21 protein-coding genes and 2 pseudogenes are annotated in these 20,216 nt (G+C 71.5%); 14 read left to right on the top strand and 9 right to left on the bottom strand.

All coding sequences use genetic code 11. The features are described from left to right. Positions 1 to 83 precede the first annotated feature (83 nt). Entirely contained in the window at positions 84 to 359 is a 276-nt protein-coding gene (locus ACGFMK_RS06060) for a YggT family protein (protein WP_392758853.1), read from the top strand. Here ACGFMK_RS06060 and ACGFMK_RS06055 read toward each other — a convergent pair. The 3 genes from ACGFMK_RS06055 to ACGFMK_RS06045 all read right to left on the bottom strand — a co-directional run bounded on the left by ACGFMK_RS06055 (position 339) and on the right by ACGFMK_RS06045 (position 2,744). Then, entirely contained in the window at positions 339 to 1,001 is a 663-nt protein-coding gene (locus ACGFMK_RS06055; protein WP_392758851.1) for a TetR/AcrR family transcriptional regulator, read from the bottom strand. The genes ACGFMK_RS06060 and ACGFMK_RS06055 overlap by 21 nt on opposite strands. A gap of 67 nt (positions 1,002 to 1,068) precedes the next feature. After that, positions 1,069 to 1,920, bottom strand: coding sequence for an alpha/beta hydrolase (locus ACGFMK_RS06050; RefSeq protein ID WP_392758850.1), 852 nt, complete (start codon positions 1,918 to 1,920; stop codon positions 1,069 to 1,071). Positions 1,921 to 1,922: 2 nt separating this feature from the next. Then, a complete protein-coding gene (locus ACGFMK_RS06045; protein WP_392758848.1) occupies positions 1,923 to 2,744 on the bottom strand; it encodes an alpha/beta fold hydrolase in 822 nt (273 codons plus the stop codon). Between the two features lie 148 nt (positions 2,745 to 2,892). Here ACGFMK_RS06045 and ACGFMK_RS06040 point away from each other — a divergent pair, with 148 nt between their 5' ends. The 4 genes from ACGFMK_RS06040 to ACGFMK_RS06025 all read left to right on the top strand — a co-directional run bounded on the left by ACGFMK_RS06040 (position 2,893) and on the right by ACGFMK_RS06025 (position 6,305). Then, positions 2,893 to 3,621: a helix-turn-helix domain-containing protein gene (locus ACGFMK_RS06040; RefSeq protein ID WP_392758847.1), complete on the top strand. Its 729-nt coding sequence runs from the start codon at positions 2,893 to 2,895 to the stop codon at positions 3,619 to 3,621. A gap of 68 nt (positions 3,622 to 3,689) precedes the next feature. Continuing rightward, positions 3,690 to 4,880 carry an FAD-dependent monooxygenase gene (locus tag ACGFMK_RS06035; RefSeq protein WP_392758845.1) on the top strand — a complete coding sequence of 397 codons (1,191 nt, stop codon included), beginning with the start codon at positions 3,690 to 3,692 and terminating at the stop codon, positions 4,878 to 4,880. Between the two features lie 69 nt (positions 4,881 to 4,949). Next, positions 4,950 to 5,936, top strand: a complete 987-nt coding sequence (locus tag ACGFMK_RS06030) for an MCE family protein (protein WP_392758844.1) — start codon at positions 4,950 to 4,952, stop codon at positions 5,934 to 5,936. An 18-nt stretch (positions 5,937 to 5,954) separates the two neighbouring features. Further along, positions 5,955 to 6,305 (top strand): YciI family protein, encoded by a 351-nt coding sequence (locus tag ACGFMK_RS06025; protein WP_392758842.1) that lies wholly within the window; start codon positions 5,955 to 5,957, stop codon positions 6,303 to 6,305. Here ACGFMK_RS06025 and ACGFMK_RS06020 read toward each other — a convergent pair. Both ACGFMK_RS06020 and ACGFMK_RS06015 read right to left on the bottom strand, forming a co-directional pair. After that, positions 6,292 to 7,113 carry a class I SAM-dependent methyltransferase gene (locus tag ACGFMK_RS06020; RefSeq protein WP_392758841.1) on the bottom strand — a complete coding sequence of 274 codons (822 nt, stop codon included), beginning with the start codon at positions 7,111 to 7,113 and terminating at the stop codon, positions 6,292 to 6,294. The two genes, ACGFMK_RS06025 and ACGFMK_RS06020, sit on opposite strands and share 14 nt — an antisense overlap. Positions 7,114 to 7,138: 25 nt before the next feature. After that, a pseudogene (locus ACGFMK_RS06015) lies at positions 7,139 to 7,869 on the bottom strand (class I SAM-dependent methyltransferase). A gap of 81 nt (positions 7,870 to 7,950) precedes the next feature. On the opposite strand from ACGFMK_RS06015, the gene ACGFMK_RS06010 reads away from it, so the two are divergent. Further along, a complete protein-coding gene (locus ACGFMK_RS06010) occupies positions 7,951 to 8,538 on the top strand; it encodes an NAD(P)-dependent oxidoreductase (protein ID WP_392758839.1) in 588 nt (195 codons plus the stop codon). Here the strand turns inward: ACGFMK_RS06010 and ACGFMK_RS06005 are convergent. Then, the gene (locus ACGFMK_RS06005; protein WP_392758838.1) at positions 8,535 to 9,455 is read right to left on the bottom strand and encodes a proteasome assembly chaperone family protein; all 921 of its coding nucleotides are present in this window, start codon (positions 9,453 to 9,455) and stop codon (positions 8,535 to 8,537) included. The two genes, ACGFMK_RS06010 and ACGFMK_RS06005, sit on opposite strands and share 4 nt — an antisense overlap. Positions 9,456 to 9,593: 138 nt before the next feature. On the opposite strand from ACGFMK_RS06005, the gene ACGFMK_RS06000 reads away from it, so the two are divergent. From ACGFMK_RS06000 to ACGFMK_RS05975, 6 genes and pseudogenes are all read left to right on the top strand, one after another. Then, the gene (locus tag ACGFMK_RS06000; RefSeq protein WP_392758836.1) at positions 9,594 to 10,145 is read left to right on the top strand and encodes a PH domain-containing protein; all 552 of its coding nucleotides are present in this window, start codon (positions 9,594 to 9,596) and stop codon (positions 10,143 to 10,145) included. Positions 10,146 to 10,179: 34 nt separating this feature from the next. Then, on the top strand, positions 10,180 to 11,715 hold the full coding sequence (locus ACGFMK_RS05995) for a PH domain-containing protein (protein WP_392758835.1): 1,536 nt from the start codon (positions 10,180 to 10,182) through the stop codon (positions 11,713 to 11,715). A gap of 314 nt (positions 11,716 to 12,029) precedes the next feature. Next, positions 12,030 to 12,815: an IclR family transcriptional regulator gene (locus tag ACGFMK_RS05990; protein WP_392759355.1), complete on the top strand. Its 786-nt coding sequence runs from the start codon at positions 12,030 to 12,032 to the stop codon at positions 12,813 to 12,815. Positions 12,816 to 12,833: 18 nt separating this feature from the next. Next, positions 12,834 to 13,364: pseudogene (locus tag ACGFMK_RS05985) on the top strand (GNAT family N-acetyltransferase); the annotation flags it as partial. 142 nt (positions 13,365 to 13,506) lie between these two features. Then, a complete protein-coding gene (locus tag ACGFMK_RS05980; protein ID WP_323323023.1) occupies positions 13,507 to 13,704 on the top strand; it encodes a hypothetical protein in 198 nt (65 codons plus the stop codon). Further along, positions 13,683 to 14,120 (top strand): VOC family protein, encoded by a 438-nt coding sequence (locus tag ACGFMK_RS05975; RefSeq protein ID WP_392758833.1) that lies wholly within the window; start codon positions 13,683 to 13,685, stop codon positions 14,118 to 14,120. Before ACGFMK_RS05980 ends, ACGFMK_RS05975 begins: the two co-directional genes overlap by 22 nt. Before the next feature lie 60 nt (positions 14,121 to 14,180). Here ACGFMK_RS05975 and ACGFMK_RS05970 read toward each other — a convergent pair whose 3' ends face one another. Beyond that, positions 14,181 to 15,446 (bottom strand): aspartate aminotransferase family protein, encoded by a 1,266-nt coding sequence (locus ACGFMK_RS05970; RefSeq protein WP_392758831.1) that lies wholly within the window; start codon positions 15,444 to 15,446, stop codon positions 14,181 to 14,183. Between the two features lie 144 nt (positions 15,447 to 15,590). On the opposite strand from ACGFMK_RS05970, the gene ACGFMK_RS05965 reads away from it, so the two are divergent. After that, positions 15,591 to 16,202 carry a hypothetical protein gene (locus ACGFMK_RS05965; protein ID WP_392758830.1) on the top strand — a complete coding sequence of 204 codons (612 nt, stop codon included), beginning with the start codon at positions 15,591 to 15,593 and terminating at the stop codon, positions 16,200 to 16,202. A 3-nt stretch (positions 16,203 to 16,205) separates the two neighbouring features. Here the strand turns inward: ACGFMK_RS05965 and ACGFMK_RS05960 are convergent, their stop codons facing one another. Next, positions 16,206 to 17,396 carry a CaiB/BaiF CoA transferase family protein gene (locus ACGFMK_RS05960; protein WP_392758828.1) on the bottom strand — a complete coding sequence of 397 codons (1,191 nt, stop codon included), beginning with the start codon at positions 17,394 to 17,396 and terminating at the stop codon, positions 16,206 to 16,208. A 152-nt stretch (positions 17,397 to 17,548) separates the two neighbouring features. Here ACGFMK_RS05960 and ACGFMK_RS05955 point away from each other — a divergent pair, with 152 nt between their 5' ends. Continuing rightward, positions 17,549 to 19,513 (top strand): NPCBM/NEW2 domain-containing protein, encoded by a 1,965-nt coding sequence (locus tag ACGFMK_RS05955; RefSeq protein WP_392758827.1) that lies wholly within the window; start codon positions 17,549 to 17,551, stop codon positions 19,511 to 19,513. 16 nt (positions 19,514 to 19,529) lie between these two features. On the opposite strand, the gene ACGFMK_RS05950 is transcribed toward ACGFMK_RS05955, so the two are convergent. Further along, entirely contained in the window at positions 19,530 to 20,210 is a 681-nt protein-coding gene (locus ACGFMK_RS05950; protein ID WP_392758825.1) for a GntR family transcriptional regulator, read from the bottom strand. Positions 20,211 to 20,216: the final 6 nt, after the last annotated feature.

The raw sequence follows: 20,216 nt of genomic DNA, 5'->3' as shown, positions 1-20,216 counted from the left end.
TTCCTGTCGAAAAGCTGTGAAACGGACACACCCGGCACTCTCCGGCACGCCTGGCCGTTCTCCAGGTAGCCAGAGGAGGACCGATGGGTGCGCTGGGAACGTTGCTGGGGTTCGCGCTGACGCTGTACATGCTCGTGCTGATCGCGCGGATGGTGCTGGACTGGGTCGGCATGCTGGCCGACAGTCCGCCGTGGACGCGGCGGGCCCGCGGGCTGGCCTACGCGGCGACCGAGCCGGTCATCGGGCCGGTGCGGCGCGTGGTGCGGCCGGTGCGGCTCGGCGGGATCTCCCTCGATCTCGCCTTCACGCTGGTGTTCGTCGCCGTGCTGGTGCTGCGGTCAATCGCCTTCGGCCTGTAGCGAGCCGCGGAACCCGGCGGACAACCGGTCGACCCCGCGCTCCAGCTCGGCGCGCACCGCGCCCAGGTCGATGCCGTCCGGGTCGATCAGGGCCTGCATGGAGATGCCCCGCAGCTGCGCGAGCAGCGCGGACGCGTAGCCGTCGGCGTCGCGGACGCCGGTGATGGAGCCGTCCGCGACCCCGCTGGCGACGGTCTGGGCGATGGCGAAGCGGAACCGGCGGTCCGCCTCGGTCAGGGCGCCGCGCATGGCCGAGCTCTCCGCGGACGCGTCGCCCCAGAGCGCCAGGAAGGCGTGGTTGAGCGTCGGCATCGTCCGGATCAGCTCGAAGATGATGTCCAGCAGCGCCCGCAGCATGTCCATCGGCGTCGCGGTGGCGGACCCGGTCCGGGCCGCCACCGCTTCGCTGTAGGCGTCGGTGAACTCCTCGACGGCGTGCTCCACGAGCCGCTGCCCGAGGCCGTCCTTGTCACCGAAGTGCTGGTAGATCACGGTTTTCGCGTAACCGGACCGGGCGCAGACGCCGCCGAGCTTCATCCGGCCGAAGCCTTCTTCGGCGATGACGTGCGCGGCGGCGTCCAGAATGCGTGCCTCGACGGCGTCGTCGTCCTGCTGGATCCGGCCTGCGGCGGAACGGTCCACCGCGCCATGCTAGCCACTTGAACCAGACATCACCGGCCAACCGGTGGCATACCGGCGTGACCAGCGGTTACTTGACGAACCGGCCGACGAAGTCGAGCGCGGTGGCCGCCACTTCCCGCCAGCCGCTGTCGATCGTCAGTGAGTGACCGCGGCCGGGGAGCTCGGCGAACTCCGTGACCCCCGGGTTCTTCCGCTGCCGCTCGTAGGTGGCGTGCGCGATCGCGTGCGGCACCTGGTGGTCGTACTCGCCGGAGATGACGAGCATCGGCCCGCGGCCGGGGTGCAGGTTGTCGGCCTTGACCTCGGTGCGCGGGTTGATGTTGGCGAACGCGGCCTGGAAGATCGGCACGCCCGAGCCGGCGACGTGGAACTTCTCGTACAGCTCGTGCGCCTCCTCGTCGCTGACGGCGTTGGCGAAGCCGTACTTGAACTGCTCGAAGGTCAAAGCCACCGCCCGGTGCCGGTTGGCCGGGTTGGTCAGCACCGCCGAAGACGCCTTGAGCGCGCTGGCCGGCAGCGGCAGCACGCCGCGCGAGGGCGCCGGGTCGATCGCGACGGTCGCGGCCGACAGCCCGCGCCCGGCGAGCATCTGGACGAGCAGCCCGCCGAAGGAGTGCCCGATGATCGCCGGCTTGCGGTCCAGCTTCTCCACGATCGCCTGCTGGTACGCCGCGACGTCGCCGACGCTCTTGTTGGCGAAGACGTCCGGGTTCGCCCTGGCCTCCTCGACGGTGGCCGGGTCGTCGGGCCAGCCCGGTGTGACCGCGGCGTAGCCGGCGGCCTCGAAGAACTCGGCCCAGCGGTCCCAGCTGGTGTCGAGCAGCCAGAGGCCGTGGACGAAGACCACCGGCTGCTTGCCGGAGCTGTTGGCCCGCTCGACCTCGGCCAGTTCCTGGGCGGTGGGTGCGGGGACGGTCATGGTCACTCCCGGATGAATTCGAGCAGCTCGGCGTTGAACCGGATTTCGTGGTCGCCGCACAGGCCGTGCGGCGCGCCCTCGTGGACGACGAGGGTGGCGTTCGGCAGGATCTCGGCGCTGCGACGGCCCGCCGCGCCGATCGGGACGATCTGGTCGTCGTCGCCGTGCACCACCAGCACCGGGATCTCGATCTTGCCGAGGTCGTCGGTGAAGTCCTGCTCGGAGAACTGCGCGATGCAGTCGTAGGCCGCCTTGTAGCCGACCTGCATGCTGAGGCGCCAGAACTGGTCGCGCAGGCCCTGCGAGACCGTCGAACCCGGCCGGTTGGCGCCGTAGAACTGCGCGGACAGGTCCTGGTAGAACTGCGACCGGTCGGCCGCGACGCCGGCGCGGATGCCGTCGAACGCGTCCAGCGGCAGGCCGCCCGGGTTGGCCGGGGTCTGCAGCATCAGCGGCGGCACCGCGCTCAGCAGCACGGCCTTGCGGACGCGGCCGGTGCCGTGCCGGGCGAGGTAGCGCGTCACCTCACCGCCGCCGGTGGAGTGCCCGACGAGCACGACGCCGGTCAGGTCCAGCGACTCGACGACCGCGGCGAGGTCGTCGGCGTAGGTGTCCATGTCGTTGCCGGTCCACGTCTGGCTGGACCGGCCGTGGCCGCGCCGGTCGTGCGCGATCGCCCGGAAACCGTGCGACGCCACCAGGTTCAGCTGCGGGTCCCAGGCGTCGGCGTTCAGCGGCCAGCCGTGGCTGAACACCACCGGCGGCCCGGAACCCCAGTCCTTGTAGAAGATCTCGGCACCATCGGAAGTGCTGGCGTAAGGCATCACGACCTCTTTTCTGCCGGAGAACCGAGCCTATGAGCGCCCGGCGCGCGCCGGATCGGCTCTCGGTGCCCGGCCCTCGGCCGTCCGCGCCACGCGATTGCGAGGTCCGGCGCTGTCGAAGGGGCCCGCGGTCGGGTTGACTGACGGCATGGCCGTGGTTCCGGACACGAAGCACCCGCAGCTCGCTTGGTGGTCGTTCGGGCCGCTGACGCTGTCCCGCGTCGAACCGGCCGGAATCCCCCTGCCGCGCGGGGCGGATCCCGGCGAGCTGAGCCTGATCGCCACCCCCCGGCCGGTCACGTTCGTCTGGGTGGGCCCCGGCGGCTCGCGGACGCTGCACGTCCCGCCCGACGAGCTGGGCCTGCCCGCCGCGACCGTGCGCCGGGCCGGACCCCGGCTGGCGGCGAGCCCGCTCCACCGGCTGGTCGCGCACCACGTCCAGGACCTGGCCCGCGACGCCGGCACCCTCAGCGCGACGCCCTCGGCGGACGCGCTGGGCCGCGTCTGCGTCGACCTGGTCCGGGCGCTGCTGGTGAGCGCGGCGGGCGAGGAGCCGGCGCTGCTCGCCCAGGTGCGGACCCACGTGCGGCACCACCTCGGCGACCCCGGCCTGTCCGCCGCGTCGATCGCCGCCGCGCTCTCGGTGTCACCGCGCCAGCTCTACCGCGCCTGCGCGGCCGCGGGCGTCCGCCTCGAGCAGTGGATCATCACGGCCCGGCTGGCGGGCGCCCGCACCGACCTGGCCGACCCGCGGCACGCCCAGCTCCCGATCGCCGCGGTCGCCCGCCGCTGGGGTTTCAAGGACCCGACCCACTTCACGCGCCGGTTCCGCGCGGCTTACGGCGTGCTGCCCAGCGAGTGGCGCCACCGTCAGTGAACGGTGCGGGACCCGTCAGCGGCCCCCGGCAGTCTTCGGTCATCACCACCGACCGAGAGGAACCTCCGATGACCGCCAAGACCGTGCTCGTGTCCGGGGCCAGCATCGCCGGCCCGTCCGCGGCCTTCTGGCTGCACCGTCACGGCTACCGCGTGACCGTCGTCGAGACCGCGCCGGAGCTGCGGCCCGGCGGCCAGGCCGTCGACTTCCGGGGTGAGCAGGTGAAGCTGCTGACCGCGATGGGCATCCTCGGCGACGTCCGAAAGTACGAGACGGCGATGGGCGACCAGACCGTGCTCGGCCTGGACGCGAAGCCGCAGCTGACCGTGGCCGGCGCCGCCTGGAGCGGGGAGGTCGAGATCCTGCGCGGCGACCTCGCGCGGATCCTTTACGACCACACCAAGGACTACACCGAGTACGTTTTCGGCGACCGCGTCACGAGCCTGACCGAGACCGCCGGCGGCGTCGACGTCACCTTCTCCCGCGGGGCGCCGCGGCGGTTCGACCTGGTCGTCGGCGCGGACGGCGTGCACTCGGGCGTGCGGGCCGCGGCGTTCGGGCCGGAGGCGGACTTCCGCCGTGACCTCGGCTTCGGCATCGCCGGGTTCACCGCGCCCAACCACCTCGGGCTGGACCACACGAGCGTGCTCTACAACGAGCCCGGCCGCGGCCTGATGGTCGGCAGCCACCGGCACGCCGACCGGCTGCACGTCGGGCTGGTCTTCGCCGCCGACGGCGTCGAGTTCCGCCGCCGCACCACCGACGAGCAGCGGGCGCTGGTCGCGCAGCTGTTCGCGAACACCGGCTGGGAGACGCCGAAGCTGCTCGAAGCGCTGCCCACGGCCACCGACCTGTACGTCGACTCGATCAGCCAGATCCACCTCGGCCGCTGGTCGAAGGGCCGGGTCGTGCTGCTCGGCGACGCCGCGTGGTGCGCCGGGCCGGGCGGCTCCGGCACGGGCCTGGCGATGATGGGCGCCCAGGTGCTGGCCGGGGAGCTGGCCGCGGCCGGCGGCGACCACGTGACGGCGTTCGAGAAGTACGAGCAGCGGCTGCGCAAGCCGGCCGCGGTCGGGCAGAAGAACGGCAAGGGTTCGGGCAATTTCCTCGCGCCGCGCACGGCCGCGAAGATCCGCAACCGCAACCGCGCGTACAAGATGCTGAGCACCCGGCTGTTCGGCGGAATCTTCCTGCGGATGACCGACCGGGCGGCCAACGCGCTGGAGTACCGCGAATACCCGGTGCTCACCTCGGCGTGACGCGGCGATCTTCGTCTCTTCGGGGGATCCGGCTGGCGGCCCGGCGTGAGGTACGTCACCCTTGCCGCCATGTCGATACGCCGGGCCCACGACGCCCCGGTCAGGACGGCGCTCGTCGGCCTGGCGGTGCTGGGGCTGGGCGTGGTGACCGCGATGAACGCCCGGTCCCTGCCGGTGATCGGCGACGGGACCACGTATTCCGCCGAATTCAGCGAAGCCGCGGGACTCTTCGAGGGCAACGACGTCCGGATCGCCGGGGTGCAGGTCGGCCGCGTGTCGGACATCCGGCTGCGCGGCGACCACGTCCTGGTGTCGTTCAAGGCGAAGGGCGCGTGGCTGGGCGACACGACGGGCGCAGCGATCCGGCTGAAAACCGTGCTGGGCCAGAAGTTCCTGGCGCTCGACCCGCAGGGTGACGGCACCCTCGACCCGGGCACACCGATCCCCCGCTCACGGACGACCGTCCCGTACGACGTCCTCACCGCGTTCGGCGAGCTTTCGTCCACAGTGGACCGGATCGACACCGCGCAGCTGGCGAAGAGCTTCGACACGCTGTCGGCGACGCTGGCGAACACACCGGAGAGCGTGCGGGCGGCGCTCACCGGGCTGTCCCGGCTTTCGGACACGCTCGCCTCCCGCGACAACCAGCTCTCGACGCTGCTGGCCAACACCCGGACGGTTTCGCGGACGCTCGTCGACCGCGACGCCGCCGTGCAGCGGATCCTGGACGACGGCAACCAGCTGCTCGAGGAGGTGAGCCGCCGCGAAGACGCGATCACGTCCCTGCTCGACGGCTCGCGGCAGCTGGCCACCGAGCTCTCCGGGCTGATCACCGACAACGAGGGCCGGCTCGGGCCGCTGCTCACCCAGCTCGACCAGCTGACGTCGATGCTGCAGCGCAACCAGGACGCCCTCGCCGCCGGGATCCGCGGCTTCGCGCCCCTGGTCCGCCTGGCCGTCAACCTCACCGGCAACGGCCGGTGGGTCGACGGTTACCTGTGCGGGCTCCTGCTGCCGTCGTTCGGGCCGCTCAACGAAGAGGGCTGCTTCGGCTGAGCGTGGCATGCTGACCGCATGCGATACCTGCTCCTGCTCTGCGGCGACGACACCGCGGACGAGGCCGCCGGCCCGGAAATGGCCCGGCGCTGCCACGAATGGGGCGCCGAGCTGGCGCGGCGCGGGATCCGGCAGACCGGCACCGGCCTGCGGCCGCCGTCCGAGGCGAAGACGCTGCGGGTGCGCGACGGCGACGTCCTGCTCACCGACGGCCCGTTCGCCGAGACCAAGGAGCAGATCGGCGGTTACGTGATCCTCGAGTGCCAGGACCGCGAAACGGCCGTCGAAGCCGCTTCGCGGCACCCGTGGGCCGAGGCCGGCACGCTGGAGCTGCGCGAGATCGCCGAAGGACCGCCTACACCTTCGTGATCTTCACCGTCACCTGGTTGTCGTTGTAGGTGTAGGCCAGGTACTCGAACTCGACGCCGGTGCGCTCGACGTACTCCGTCCAGGCGCGGTACTCGTGCCGCTTCCAGCCGGGGAAGTTGAAGAACTCGTCGAAGTGCACGATGCTGCCGGCGCGCAGCCGCGGCCCGCAGAGGTCGAGGACGGTCTTCGCGGAGCTGTAGAGATCACCGTCCACGTGCAGGAAGTCGACGTGCCCGGGGTGCTGCTCCAGGAAGCCGGGGAGGCTGTCGGCGAAGAGGCCGACGACCAGCTCGGCGCCCGGGACGTCCGGCAGGTCGTCACGGGCGAACGCGCCGGCGGGCATGCCGTTGAGCCACGCCTCGGGCAGGCCGTCGAAGGAGTCGAAGCCGTAGACCTGCTCGCTGTTGCGCGCGCGGGTGATGGTGCGCAGCGTGTTGCCGGACGCGACGCCGAACTCCAGCGCCATCCCGCCTTGCGGCGCCAGGGAAAGCGCGTACTCGAGCGTCTCCTTCGGACGGCCGAAGTGCCGGGCGCCGACCAGGTTCTCGCGGGCGAAGACGTTGCTCTCCAGCGCGGCGTCCTGGTCGCCGGCGTAGACGATGTCGCGGCGGCTGCGGATCTCGAACTCCACCACCCGATCGAGGAGCCGGTCACCCTGGCGGACGATCTCCTCGCGCAGCTCCGCGCTCATCCGGTTCAGCTGATCGGTGTACGGGTCGTGCACTTTCGAGGCCACCCGGAACAACACCCGGCCCAGCGTGCGCCTCAAGGTCTTCGTTGCGGACGAACGGGTTCCCGTCTGGTTCATCCCGGGACGGTACCCGATGCCGGATTCACGACGTGATCAGCCGGAACCCCGCGTCCCACTCCGGCAGCTCCAGCAGGTCCCGGTGCTCCTCGTGCCAGCGGCCGGACTCCAGGTCCGCGCGCAGCCGGGCCATCCCGCGCGCCACGGCGCCGGGCGCCGTCTGCGCCAGCGCCGAACACGCTTGCCGCACGACCGGATCGAGGTAGGCCTCCGGGCGCCGCCAGTGAGCCGGGAAGACGCCGTCGGTGAAGTCCCACGGCACCGGCAGCGGGACGACGCTCGCCGCGCCCAGCGCAGCCGCGACGTCCGGCGCCGACGGGCGGAACCGCTCCAGCTCCGCCACCTCCGGCACGTACTCGCGCACCAGCCAGAAGTCGTTGTGGCGCGCGGTGTCGTAGGCCAGCACGACCTGCCGCCGCGCCACCCGCCGCAGCTCGGCGAGGCCGCGCCGCCAGTCCGGCCAGTGGTGCACGGTCAGCACCGCGAGCGCGGCGTCGAACGTGCCCGCCGCGAACGGCAGCGCCTCCGCGACCGCGCGCACCACCGGCGCGGCACCGGGCGGACGCTGCCGGATCATCTCCGCGGACGGCTCCACCGCCGCGACCCGCCGCCCGGGCGGCTCGTAGGACCCGGTGCCCGAGCGACGTCGAGCACCGTGCGCGCGTCCCCCAGCGCGTCGAGCAGCGGCGCGAGCCAGCGCGGGTCGGTCCGCCTGCCCAGGGCGTACCCGACGCCGATCTTGTCGTAAGCGGTCATCCCACCCCCAGTTCGCCGCCGATTTCGTTGCGGTAACCGGCACCCCCGAGCCTAGTTTCCCCGGTGACGGAAGGGGATTCCATGAGCAGGATCATCGTGTTCGGCGCCGGCGGCCGGGCCGGACGGCGGGTCGTCGCCGAAGCGACGGCGAGAGGCCACCAGGTCACCGCGGCGGGGCGGCGCGACGGGGCCGACGTCACCGACGCGGACAGCGTCGCGGCGGCGGTGGCCGGGCACGACGCGGTCGTCAGCGTCGCGTACGCCGCCGGAACAGCATCGGCCGACTTCTTTCCAGCCGCCGCTCGCGCCCTCGTCGGCGGGCTGACCCGCGCCGGGGTGAGCAGGCTGGTCGTCGCCGGGATCGGCACGACTCTGGAGACGGCGCCCGGTGTCGCGGTCCACGACGCCCCGGGCTTCCCGGCCGAGCACCGGGAGTTCTCGCTGGGGCACACGGCCGAGCTGGCCGTGCTGCGTGAGAGCACCCTGGACTGGCTGGTCGTCGCACCGCCGCCGGTCGTGTTGGGCGAAGGCGACGGCACGGGCTCCTACCGCACCGCCGTCACCACGCTCGTCCCGGCGGAGTCGTTCACCTACGCGGACTTCGCGCTCGCGCTGGTCGACGAGGCGACGACGCCGAAGCACTCGCGGGTGCTCCTGGCCGTGGCCTAACGCTCCGGGGTGTCGCCGCCGTTCTGCTCGGCGAGGAACCGCTCGAACTGCGTCCCGAGCTCTTCGGCGGTCGGCATGTGCTCGACGGACTCCGCGAGCAGGCTGCCCTTCTCGGTCGCCTCGACGAACGCGTCGTACTGCCGCTCCAGCGCGCGGACGACGTCGGCGGCGTTCTCGTCGGACGCGGCGATCTGCCGTTCGATCTCGGCGGAGGCGAGGTCCGCCGCTTCGCGCAGCTCCCCGACCTCCAGGTTCAGCCCGGTCGCGCGGCCCAGCGCGTCGAGCAGGTTGAGCGACGCGGCCGGGTAGGTCGACTGGGCGAGGTAGTGGGGCACGTGCGCGGCGAAACCGACCGCGTCGTGCCCCCACTCGCCGAGCCGGTACTCCAGCAGCGCCGCGGCGCTGCCCGGCACCTGCATCCGGTTCGGCAGCGGCTGGTGCTCGCCGACCAGGTCCTGGCGGGTGGCGTGCGCGGTGACGCCGAGCGGTCGGGTGTGCGGCGCGCCCATCGGGATGCCGTGGAACCCGGCGGTGAGCCGGACGCCCCAGCGTTCGACGAGGTTGCGGACCGCGGCGCAGAACCGCTCCCAGTCGTGGTCCGGCTCCGGGCCGGACAGCATCAGGAACGGCGTCTCGTCGGCGTCGTGCAGCAGGTGGACGACCAGTTCCGGCGCGTCGTAGTCCTCCCAGTGGTCCACCGCGTAGGTCATCGTCGGGCGCCGCGACCGGTAGTCGATGAGGCGGTCGACGTCGAACCGCGCGACCACCCGGTGGGCACCGCCCAGCAGGTGCTCGGCCAGCAGGCGCCCTGCCGAGCCGGCGTCCATGAACCCTTCGAAGTGGTGCAGCAACACCGCCCCCGTCAGGTCGGGGACGTCCGAGTCCACCTCGTACAGGTCGTCGGGATCGAATCCCACCGGATCCTCCTGCTGCTCTCCGACACGTATGCGAATCCTTCAAGCACAACACACCCCGACGGGGATTCCATTCCACCGGCTGTGCCGGGGATCGTAACGCCATGCGATCGAGGCCGGACCGGATCGGCATCGTGACACTTGTCGTGGGCGCGCAAGCCACCGATCGGGCACGCTGAAGCGGTGAGCGAACACACCGAGAGTACGGCCCTGCGGCTGCGGCCGCCGGCACACCGGGTCAGCCCCCGGGCCATCGGCTACTGGACGACGACCGCCGCGATCCTCTGGATCGTGCTGATCGGGGTGCAGACGCTCATCGTCCTGACCAGCGACGACGCGCCCGCGTTCCTCAGCGTGACGCTCGTGGTCTCCTGCGTGCTCGGCCCGCTGCACCTGATCGTCATGCCGCAGTGGCGCTACCGCGTGCACCGCTGGGAGGTCACCGGCGAAGCCGTCTACACGCAGGCGGGCTGGCTGAAGCAGCAGTGGCGGATCGCGCCGATCTCGCGGATCCAGACCGTCGACATCGAGCGTGACCCCTTCGAGCAGCTCTTCGGGTTGGCGAAGATCACTGTGACGACAGCGTCCGCGGCGGGCCCGCTGCGCATCTCGGGCCTCACGCACACCCGGGCGCTGGAGCTGGCCGACGAGCTGACCAAGACGACGCAGGCGATCCGGGGGGACGCAACGTGAGCACCGCCGACGTACTTTTTCCCGCGGAGGCGGCATGAGCACCGAAGCCGTCGTGATCCTGCCCGCCGAAGGCACGCAGGACGCGCCGTGGCACCACCTGGACCGGCGCATGCTGCTCATCCGGCCGGTGCTGGACCTGGCGAAGTCGCTGCCGGTGCTGCTGGGCGCGCTGCTGTTCGGCCACGGCGAGCCGTGGCAGTGGATCGGCCTGGCCTTCACCGCGATCGCCGTGTTCACCGGCGTCTCGCACGTGCTGACCTCGCGTTACCGGATCACCGAGTCGCAGGTCGAGTGGCACACCGGGCTGCTGCTGCGCAAGCAGCGGGCCATCCCGCGCGACCGGATCCGCACGGTCGACGTCACCTCCGAGCCGAAGCACCGCCTGTTCTCGCTGGCCGCGGCGCGGATCGGCACCGGGCGGCACAACCACGGCAAGGGGCCGAACAAGGACGAGCTGGTGCTCGACGCCGTCACGGTCGCCGAAGCCCAGCGGCTGCGGACGCTGCTGCTGCACCGCAAGGCCGTGCCGACGGCGTCGGAAGCGGCCGCGGAGGAGCCCGCGGCCCCGGCCGAGCAGCTCGTCGCGGCCGTCGACAAGCGCTGGCTGCGGTACGCGCCGTTCACGCTGTCGGGGCTGGCGGTGGTGGGCGCCGCGGTCGGCACCGTGTACCACTTCGCGCACGAGCTGCACTTCGACCCGGTGCAGTTCTCGCTGGTCCGGACGGTCGTCGGGCACTTCGCCGACACACCGACGTGGGTCAGCCTGGTGCTCGCCGCCGTCGGGCTGCTGGTGCTCGTGTCGATCCTGTCGGTCGGCGGGTACATCCTGTCGTTCTGGAACTTCCGGCTCACCCGTGAGCCCGCCGGCACCCTGCACATCCGGCGCGGCCTGATCACGACGCGCTCGGTCTCGATCGAGGAGGACCGCCTGCGCGGCGTCGAGGTCCGCGAGCCCCTCCCGCTGCGCCTGGCCGGCGGCGCCCGCTGCGTCGCCATCGCGGGCGGCCTGCGCGAGGGCAAGGGCGCGGACAAGGGCGGCGGCCTCCTGCTGCCGCCGGCCCCGGTCGCCCGGGTCCACGAGGTCGTCGCGTCGGTGCTCGGCGAGGACCCCACGGCGACGCCCCTGACGCGCCACCCGCGCCGCGCGCTCTACCGCCGGCTGTCCCGGGCGATCGCCGGCGTGCTCGTCCTGGCGGCCGCGCTCTACGGCCTGTCGTGGCTGGGCGCGCTGCCGGACTGGCCGTGGCAGGTGGCACTGGTCCTGCTGCCGTTCGCGGTGCTGGTGGGCTGGGACCGCTACCGCGGCCTCGGCCACGCGCTGACCGGCCGCTACCTGGTGACGCGTTCGGGTTCGCTCGACCGCGGCACGGCGGTCGTCCAGCGCGACGGGATGACGGGAATCGTCGTCGAGCGCTCGTTCTTCCAGCGCCGGGCGGGCCTGGTGACGCTGATCGTCCCGGTGGCCGCGGGCAAGGGGCACTACAAGGTGCTGGACGTCGGCGAGGTGGACGGCCTGGACCTGGCGGACCGGGCCGCGCCGGGCCTGCTGGCGCCGTTCCTGGAGCGCTGACCTCGGGATGCCGATCGGCGGTCCCCGGTGCGACCGGGGGAAATCAGATCGAAATACGGCACTTGGAGGATCTGTTACCCCATTTGCCGTCGACGATCGGGAAACCGATTCGAACCGCGCAATCACCTTTCGTCGCGTCGGCCCATGACCAACGACAGTGCGGTCGACGACCGCGAACTACCTGTCTCATAACGACACTGAGCCCCCGCGAGGAGAACCGGTCACCGGAATGCTGGCCTTCGTTTCACGGACCGTGCTAATTTATTCACCCCGTGTGATAGCGAAGGTCGTTTTTGTCTCACCGAGAGGTCATGATGACGCCTGCCGTCAGTGCCGTCGACGGTCCCGCCACCACTTCCCCGCGCCGCACCCCCGGCGCCAGCAGCTCCCGCAAGGTCCTCCAGCTGCTGCTGGCGTTTTCCGAGCGCCGGTGGGAGGCCAGCGTCGCCGAGCTCGCCGCCACGATCGGCACCCCGGTCGCGACGACCTACCGCTACGTCGCGCTGCTCAAGGAACTGCAGCTGCTCGAAGAGGGCACCGCCGGGCACTACCACCTGACCAGCCAGGTGATGCCGCTGGCGCGGGCCGCGCAGCTGGCGAACGACCTCGTCCGGCTGGCCAGGCCGGCCATGGAGGAAGCCGCGCGCGAGCTCGGCGAGACCGTGATGCTCTTCCAGCAGTTCGGCGACGCCGCGGTGTGCGCGGACCGCGTCGAGTGCGACCGCGCCATGCGCTTCACCTTCGAGCCGGGCCATTCGGTACCGCTGGGTCTCGGCGCGTCCGGCAAGATGCTGCTCGCGCTGCTGCCGGAGATCGAGCGCGACCGGCGCCTGCCGCCGATCCTCGACCAGTACGGCACCGCGGTGACCGACGAGCTCAAATTCGCGCAGGAGAACCGGTTTTCGGTCAGTTCCGGCGAAATCGACGAAGGCGTCTGGGCGTGTTCGGTGCCGGTGCCGGCGATGGGCAAGCGGCCGACGGTGCTGACCATGGCCGGCCCCGCCGCGCGGATCTCCGAAGCCGCCCGGGAAACGGCGATCACCGCCCTGCGCGGGTACGCGACCCGCATCGAGCGGACGATTTCGTCGTACTCGCTGTAGAAAAATCGCGCGCGCCGAAGTCGGGGCGCGGGTAGGAATGTGCGGGTGATCCGGCTCGCGCGACCCGACGACCTGCCCGCTCTGATCGACGTCGAAGCCGAAGCCGGGAGCCTCTTCCGCGACGTCGGCATGACCGCGATCGCCGACGACGACCCGGGTTCGGTGGCGGAGCTGTCGGTCTACCAGGCCGACGGCCGCGCCTGGGTGAGCGTCGACGACGGCGGGCGCCCGGTGGCCTACCTCCTCGCCGACGTCGTCGACGGGCACGCGCACATCGAGCAGGTCTCGGTCCGGCCCGGCCACGCGCGGCGCGGCCTCGGCAGCGCGCTCATCGACACGCTCGCCGCGTGGGCGGCGGAGCGCGGGCTGCCGGCGCTCACGCTCACGACGTTCACCGAAGTGCCGTGGAACGCGCCCTACTACGAGCGGCTGGGGTTCCGCGTTCTCGAGGACGCCGAGATCGGTGACGGCCTGCGTGACATCCGTCGCTCCGAAGCCGCCCGCGGCCTGGACGCCTGGCCGCGCGTCGCACTGATCCGACCCATCTGACCTGCGAAAATGCCCTTTTCTCCCCTTCCTGGGGGATCCACTGGCGCGACCAGTCGAACATGTGTTCTACTGTGCGGGCCGGTCCCGGAGGGGGAAGCTCCGCGGGCCGGCCCAATCTTTTCGGGGAGTCTGAGGAGGCAGCGTGGCGGTCAAGATCACCCACCTGACGAACGGCCAGCAAGTGCGTTTCGCGAACGCGGACGGCGCCCGCCGGTACGCCGAAATCATGGGCGGCGGCGTCGACAAGTGGCGGTTCACGGTGGTGCCCGAAGACCTCGCGCTCCGGAAAATGTCGGACTCGGTCGTTAACGTGCCGGTATGGCGTATGACTTCCAGGTGACCGTGGACTCGGCCGACCCGCACGTGCTCGCCGACTGGTGGGCCGAGACGCTCGGCTGGACCGTGGAACCGACCGATGAGGACTTCATCCGCGAGATGATCGCGAAGGGCTACGCGAGCGACGCGGAGACGAAGACACACAACGGGGCCTTGGTGTGGAGGACGGGTGCGGCCATCCGGCACCCGGACTCTCCACCGGAGGGTCCACCGAAGCGGGTGCTCTTCCAGCTGGTCCCGGAGCCCAAGACCGTGAAGAACCGGCTCCACCTCGACGTCTGGGTCGGCGCGGCCAACGTCGACGCGACGGTGGAGAAGCTGACCACGCGGGGCGCGAAGTTCCTGCACCGCGGGCAGCAGGGGCCGCACAGCTGGGTGACGGTCGCGGACCCGGAGGGCAACGAGTTCTGCGTGTCGTGACCGGTGACGGTGCCCGGCTCATTCCTGCCGTCGGAGGACAGGAATGAGCCGGGCACCGGTTCAGCGCAGGCGGTCCAGGGCCTTCGGCAACGCCGTGGCCAGCAGGTCGAGTTCCGGTTCGGCCGCGACCAGCGGCGGTGACACGGCGATGCCGCGTCCAAGGTTGCGCACGATCACCCCTTCGTCCCGGCACGCGCGCTGCAGCTTCACCGGGGCACCCGGGTCGGCGTCCATGACCTCGGCCGTCAGCTCCACCGCGGCCAGGAAGCCCAGTCCGGCGCGGACCTCCTTGACCAGCGGGTGGTCGCCGACCCCCGCAACGGCGTCGGCGAGCGGCTTCTCGAGTTCGCGGCCGCGCGGGATCAGGCCGTCGCGCTCGTAGATGTCCAGCGTGGCGAGGCCGGCCGCGCAGGCGACCGGGTGCCCGGCGTAGGTCGGGCCGTGGCGGAAGATCGGGGCGCCCGGCGCCCCGGTGAAGAACGGTTCGGCCACGCGTGGGGCCACGATGAGCGCGCCGAGCGGGATGGTCCCGCCGGTGATGCCCTTCGCCGTCGTGATCATGTCCGGCTGCACCGGCCACCGGTCGATGCCGAACCAGGTGCCGAGCCGGCCCCAGGCGGCGATCACGCAGTCCGCGACGAACAGCACGTCGTGGCGGCGGCAGATCTCCGCGACCGCCTCGATGTACCCGTCCGGCGGCAGCAGCACCCCGCCCGCGCCGATGACGGGTTCGCAGAAGAACGCCGCGACCCGGTCCGCGCCCACGCGCTGGATCTCGGCCTCGAGCGCGTCCGCGCTGTCGAACGGAACGTGCGAGAACTCCGGCGGCTGCGGCCCGACCCCGGCGGCGTTGGCGGGAATGCCGCCGACGGCGGTGCCGAACCCGTGCGTGCCGTGGTACCCCTGCGTCCGGCCGATGACGTGCGCCTTCTCCGGCCGTCCGGTCTGCGCGAAGTAGGCGCGCGCGAGCTTCACGGCGGTGTCGATGACGTCCCCGCCGCCGGAGCCGAAGAACACCTTCGACCCGGGGGTCGGCGCCAGCTCGGCCACGCGGTCGGCCAGCTCGATCGCCGGCTCGTTCGCGTTGTAGCCGAACAGGTTGTACGAGTCGAGCGCCTGCAGCTGCTTGCCGACGGCCTCGGTGATCTCCGGCCGCCCGTGCCCGAAGTTGGCGTACCAGAGCGACGCGGTGGCATCGAAGTACCGCCGCCCGCCGTCGTCCCAGACGTAGGAGCCCGCCCCACGGGTGATGACCATCCGATCCCCGTCGACGGCCCCCATGTCGGCGAACGGGTGCCAGAGGGCGTGCTTCGGCTGTGCTGACATCGGTCCTCCTCAGGTCCCGCCCCCATCCTTACCAGGGCGAAGCAGTCAACGCGAACACTCCATCGTGCACAGTTCCAGCTCCCGGATTGGCCGGAACGGCAGGACGACCTGTAACAGCGGCGCCGCCCAGCCGACCTGGTGGACGTGCGCATCCCCTTCAGCCGACGAAGCGACGACGCCCACCTCGGCCCGCTCGCGGAGTACACGGCCCTGCGCGCCGAGATCAGCCGCCTGATGGCCCAGCAGTGGAAGGTGACGGCCTTCCTGATCACCACGAGCGGCGCCGTGTTCGGCTTCGCTTTCACCTCGGCGGGCCGGCTGCCGTTGCTGCTGATCATCCCGTTCAGCAGCAACATCCTGGCTTCCCAGTGGGTGGGGTGCCACCAGCTCATCGAGCGGGTCTCGCTGTACATCCGGACCGAGCTCGACCCGCACGTCCCCGGCGGGATCGGCTACGAGAAGTGGCTGCGCCGGGGAGCCGTCGAGCCGATCGGCGTCCGCCGGCTGCTCCGGCAGGCGCAGACCAGCCCGACGGTGCTCGCCTTCCCCGCACTCGCGGTGCTGGCCCTGGGCACCGTCGCGTGGTGGTTCCTCCTGCAGCGCCACGCGTGGTCCGACCCGGCGTTCGCGCCCGGTCTCGCCGCGTGGGCGATCGGTGTCGTGCTGACCGTTCTCAGCCTGCGCCTGATCTGGCTGGCCGCGAAACGGCGGACGGTCGCCGACTACCTCCGCTGGCAACCGCCCGGCACGAACTGACCCTCACTCCAGGAACTCCGCGATCTCCGCCTCCGAGTAACCCAGCTCCGCCAGCACCTCCGAAGTGTGCTGCCCCAGCGTCGGCGGCGCGGACGTCGGCCGCGCCGGCGTGTCCGACGCCTTCACCGGAAACCCGTTACCCACGTAGGTCCCCACCGTCGGATGCGGCAACCGCACCACCTGGTCCCGCGCCGCGGTCCACGGATCCGCGTACACGTCGTCGATCTCGTTGATCGGGGCCGCCGGGATGCCCGCGTCGTCGAACGCCTTCAGCCAGTCCGCCGCCGCGCGGGTCAGCAGCACCGGCTCCAGCAGCGCGTTCACCGCGTCCCGGTGCGCCGCCCGCGCGGCGTTCGACGAGAACCGCGGGTCCGCGGCGATGTCCAGGCCCAGCACCCCGCAGAACGCGTGCCACAGCTTCTCGCTGCCCACGGCGATGATCAGCCAGCCGTCCGCAACGTGGTACGCCTGGTACGGGACGATGCTCGGGTGCGCCGAGCCCATCCGGCGCGGCCGCGGGGTGTCGTAAAACACCGCACCCGCCGCGTAGACGTGCCACGCCAGCTGACTGTCCAAAAGGGACACGTCGAGGTACTGGCCGCGGCCGGTGGTGTGCCGGGCCTGCAGCGCCATCAGCACCGCGATGATCGCCCACGTCCCGGCGTTCAGATCGGCCACCGGCAGCCCGACCTTCGCCGGCGCGCCGTCGGGCTCGCCGGTCAGCGACATGACGCCGCCGAGGGCCTGCGCGACCAGGTCGTAGCCCGCGCGGTCGCGGTACGGCCCGGTCTGCCCGAACCCGGTGATCGACACGTGGATCAGCCGCGGGTTCACCGCCGACAACGCGGCGTGGCCGATCCCCCACTTCTCCAGCGTCCCCGGCCGGAAGTTCTCGACGAGCACGTCGGCGCCGGCGACCAGCCGGCGCAGCGCGTCCTGGCCCCGCTCGCTCTTCAGGTCGAGCACGATCCCGCGCTTGTTCCGGTTCGCCGCCAGGTAGTAGACGGCCTCGTCGCCGACGAACGGCGGCCCCCAGCCGCGGGTGTCGTCACCGTGGCCCGGCGGCTCGACCTTCACCACGTCGGCGCCCATCTCGCCGAGGTACTGCGTGCAGTACGGCCCGGCGAGGATGCGGGAGAGGTCGACGACCTTGATCCCGTCCAGCGGCCGGAATCCGTCAGGGGCAGGGGGCATCAACGGCTCCTCGTCGGGCTCGGCGTCCGTCCCCCTTTCTACCTCGCGCACCCGGGAACGAGTTTCCTACTAACGGACGTAGACGGCGATCACTCCCGTCGTGTTGATTGTTGAGTGAGTTTGTGCAGAGTTGCGCACTCCGGGAGGGAACGATGCGTCGTCTTGTGGGGATGGCGGCCGTGCTGGCCGTCTGCACCTCGATGGTCACGATCACTCAAGCCGCGGCCGCGGAACCCCAGTACTTCGCCGCCCAGCGGATCGGCGAGCGCCCGCCGATGGGCTGGAACAGCTGGAACAAGTTCGGCTGCGACATCAACGAGGACCTGATCCGCGGCGCCGCCGACGCGCTGGTGTCCTCCGGCATGAAGGACGCGGGCTACCAGTACGTCAACATCGACGACTGCTGGGCCGAACAGAACCGCACGGCCGACGGCAAGCTCGAACCCAACCACGAGAAGTTCCCGCACGGCATCAAGGCGCTCGCCGACTACGTCCACGGGCTCGGCCTCAAGCTCGGCATCTACACCAGCGCGGGCACGCTGACCTGCCAGAAGACCATGCCCGGCGCGCTCGACCACGAGGAGGCGGACGCGCAGTCGTTCGCCGACTGGGGCGTCGACTACCTCAAGTACGACAACTGCAACAACCAGGGCCGCCCGGCGATCGAGCGCTACACGAAGATGGGCGACGCGATCAAGAAGACCGGCCGCCCGATGATCTACGCGCTCTGCGAGTGGGGCGAGAACCAGCCCTGGACCTGGGGCCGCGACGCGGGTGCGCAGCTCTGGCGCACCACCGGCGACATCAGCGACAACTGGGGCAGCATGACCGGCATCCTCGACCAGCAGGTCGGCCTGGAGAAGTACGCCGGGCCCGGCGGCTGGAACGACCCGGACATGCTCGAGGTCGGCAACGGCGGCATGACCGACGCCGAGTACCGCTCGCACTTCTCGCTCTGGGCGCTGCTGAACGCGCCGCTGCTGGCCGGGAACGACCTGCCCGCGATGTCGGCGGCGAACAAGACGATCCTGGAGAACAAGGACGTCATCGCGCTCGACCAGGACTGGGCGGGCACCCAGGGCCACAAGATCCGCGACGACGGCGACACCGAGGTCTGGGCCAAGCCGATGTCCGACGGCTCGGCCACGGTCGTGCTGTTCAACCGCGGCTCGGCGACCGCGGCGATGAGCACGACGGCGAAGGACCTCGGCCTCAAGGGGCGCGACTACCGCGTCCGCGACCTCTGGAGCGGCACCGAAACCGAGACCACCGGAACTCTCCGCGCAGCGGTCCCGTCCCACGGCTCGGCCGTGTTCCGCGTCTGGCCGGCCACGCACCCGGCGGCCGCGCCGATGACGACGCTGGCCCTGCCGAGCCCGGACTACGTGCCCGCCGACCGCCCGCTGACGACGACCCTGAAGGTGACCAACGACGGCAGCACGCCGATCGCGGACGTCCGGACCACCGTCACGGCGCCCGCGGGCTGGAAGCTGGACGGCCCCGGCTCGTTCACGACGCCGGTCGTCCTGCCCGGCAAGAGCTGGCAGAAGCAGGTCACCTTCAAGCCGGTCTCCCCGTCGGGTGACCACGTCACGCTCACCGCGAAGGCGAGTTACCTGACCCTGTGGGGCAAGCGCGAACTGACCTCGGAAGGCATGTCGCCGCTCGTCTCACGGCCGCCGGCGGGCACGACAGCGCTGTCGAAGGCGCCGTGGATGTCGTCGGACAACGGCTGGGGCCCGGTCGAACGCGGCACGAGCAACGGCGAGGCCGACGCGGGTGACGGCCACAAGATCACCATCGCCGGCACCGCGTACGACGACGGGATCGGCGCCCACGCCCCGTCGAGCGTCCGGGTCTACGTGGGTGCGGGCTGCACGTCGGTCAGCGCGCTGGTCGGCATGGACGACGAGAACTCCGGCGGCAGCGTGGGGTTCCGCCTGCTCGGCGACGGCAAGGAGCTGGCCGCCACCGGCGTCATGCACCGCGGCGACCAGGCCCAGCCCCTGTCGGCGCAGCTGTCGGGCGTCCAGGTGCTGGAACTGTCGGTGAACGACGCCGGCGACGGCAACACCAACGACCACGCCGACTGGGCGAACGCCACGATCACCTGCTGAGAAACGGAATCAGGCCTCACTCACTGAGGTCGATGAGCAGCGCTTCGGCGTCGCGGAGGTAGCGGTCCAGTGCCGCCTCCGCGACGTCGAACCGGCCGCGCCTCAGGTCGCGCAGAATCTGCTCGTGGCACCCCAGGAACGGCTCGTAGAACTCGCGGGTGTTTTCGTTGAGCACGAAGAACAACCGGGTCTCCGCGAGCACCTGACGCATCGTGGCGGAGATCCGCTCACTGCCGGCGAGGTCGGCCAGCGCCTGGTGGAAGTGGATGCTCGCCGTGCCGACGGCCGGCCAGTCGGACGTCTCCGCCGCCTCGCGGCCGTCCCGCAGCGCCGCCTCGGCCGCCGAAAGATCCACAGTGGACAACTCGGCCGCGCGCCGCAGGGCCCCGCATTCGGTGGCCCGGCGCACGACGTAGAGGTCTTCGATGTCCTCCGTGGTCAGTTCGCGCACGAACACGCCGCGGTTCAGCTCGTGCACGGCCAGCCGTTCGTGGGCCAGCAGCTGGAACGACTCGCGCAGTGTGTTGCGCGAGACGCCCAGCGCCGAGCTGATCACCGGCTCGGAAAGCCGTTCACCGGGGGCGAAAACACCGTCGGTGATGTACTGGCGCAGGATCGCCGCGACCCGCTCGGCCGTGCCGCTGCGCTCGAGCAGGTGCCGCTCGCGCTCCAGCCCCGAGGCGTCCACAGTGGACATCCCGGC

This window comes from Amycolatopsis sp. NPDC049252 (assembly GCF_043197175.1).
GTDB lineage: Bacteria > Actinomycetota > Actinomycetes > Mycobacteriales > Pseudonocardiaceae > Amycolatopsis.
This window is presented reverse-complemented; position numbering and strand designations above follow the sequence as displayed.

Coding starts and splice junctions, on each gene's coding strand:
- ACGFMK_RS06040 (WP_392758847.1), top strand. CDS start 2,893: ATGGCCGTGGTTCCGGACACGAAGCACCCGCAGCTCGCTTGGTGGTCG.
- ACGFMK_RS05975 (WP_392758833.1), top strand. CDS start 13,683: ATGGCGTATGACTTCCAGGTGACCGTGGACTCGGCCGACCCGCACGTG.
- ACGFMK_RS06020 (WP_392758841.1), bottom strand. CDS start 7,113: ATGAACCAGACGGGAACCCGTTCGTCCGCAACGAAGACCTTGAGGCGC.
- ACGFMK_RS06060 (WP_392758853.1), top strand. CDS start 84: ATGGGTGCGCTGGGAACGTTGCTGGGGTTCGCGCTGACGCTGTACATG.
- ACGFMK_RS06030 (WP_392758844.1), top strand. CDS start 4,950: ATGTCGATACGCCGGGCCCACGACGCCCCGGTCAGGACGGCGCTCGTC.
- ACGFMK_RS05970 (WP_392758831.1), bottom strand. CDS start 15,446: ATGTCAGCACAGCCGAAGCACGCCCTCTGGCACCCGTTCGCCGACATG.
- ACGFMK_RS05955 (WP_392758827.1), top strand. CDS start 17,549: ATGCGTCGTCTTGTGGGGATGGCGGCCGTGCTGGCCGTCTGCACCTCG.
- ACGFMK_RS06035 (WP_392758845.1), top strand. CDS start 3,690: ATGACCGCCAAGACCGTGCTCGTGTCCGGGGCCAGCATCGCCGGCCCG.
- ACGFMK_RS05990 (WP_392759355.1), top strand. CDS start 12,030: ATGACGCCTGCCGTCAGTGCCGTCGACGGTCCCGCCACCACTTCCCCG.
- ACGFMK_RS05950 (WP_392758825.1), bottom strand. CDS start 20,210: ATGTCCACTGTGGACGCCTCGGGGCTGGAGCGCGAGCGGCACCTGCTC.
- ACGFMK_RS05960 (WP_392758828.1), bottom strand. CDS start 17,396: ATGCCCCCTGCCCCTGACGGATTCCGGCCGCTGGACGGGATCAAGGTC.
- ACGFMK_RS05995 (WP_392758835.1), top strand. CDS start 10,180: ATGAGCACCGAAGCCGTCGTGATCCTGCCCGCCGAAGGCACGCAGGAC.
- ACGFMK_RS06025 (WP_392758842.1), top strand. CDS start 5,955: ATGCGATACCTGCTCCTGCTCTGCGGCGACGACACCGCGGACGAGGCC.
- ACGFMK_RS06045 (WP_392758848.1), bottom strand. CDS start 2,744: ATGCCTTACGCCAGCACTTCCGATGGTGCCGAGATCTTCTACAAGGAC.
- ACGFMK_RS06010 (WP_392758839.1), top strand. CDS start 7,951: ATGAGCAGGATCATCGTGTTCGGCGCCGGCGGCCGGGCCGGACGGCGG.
- ACGFMK_RS06050 (WP_392758850.1), bottom strand. CDS start 1,920: ATGACCGTCCCCGCACCCACCGCCCAGGAACTGGCCGAGGTCGAGCGG.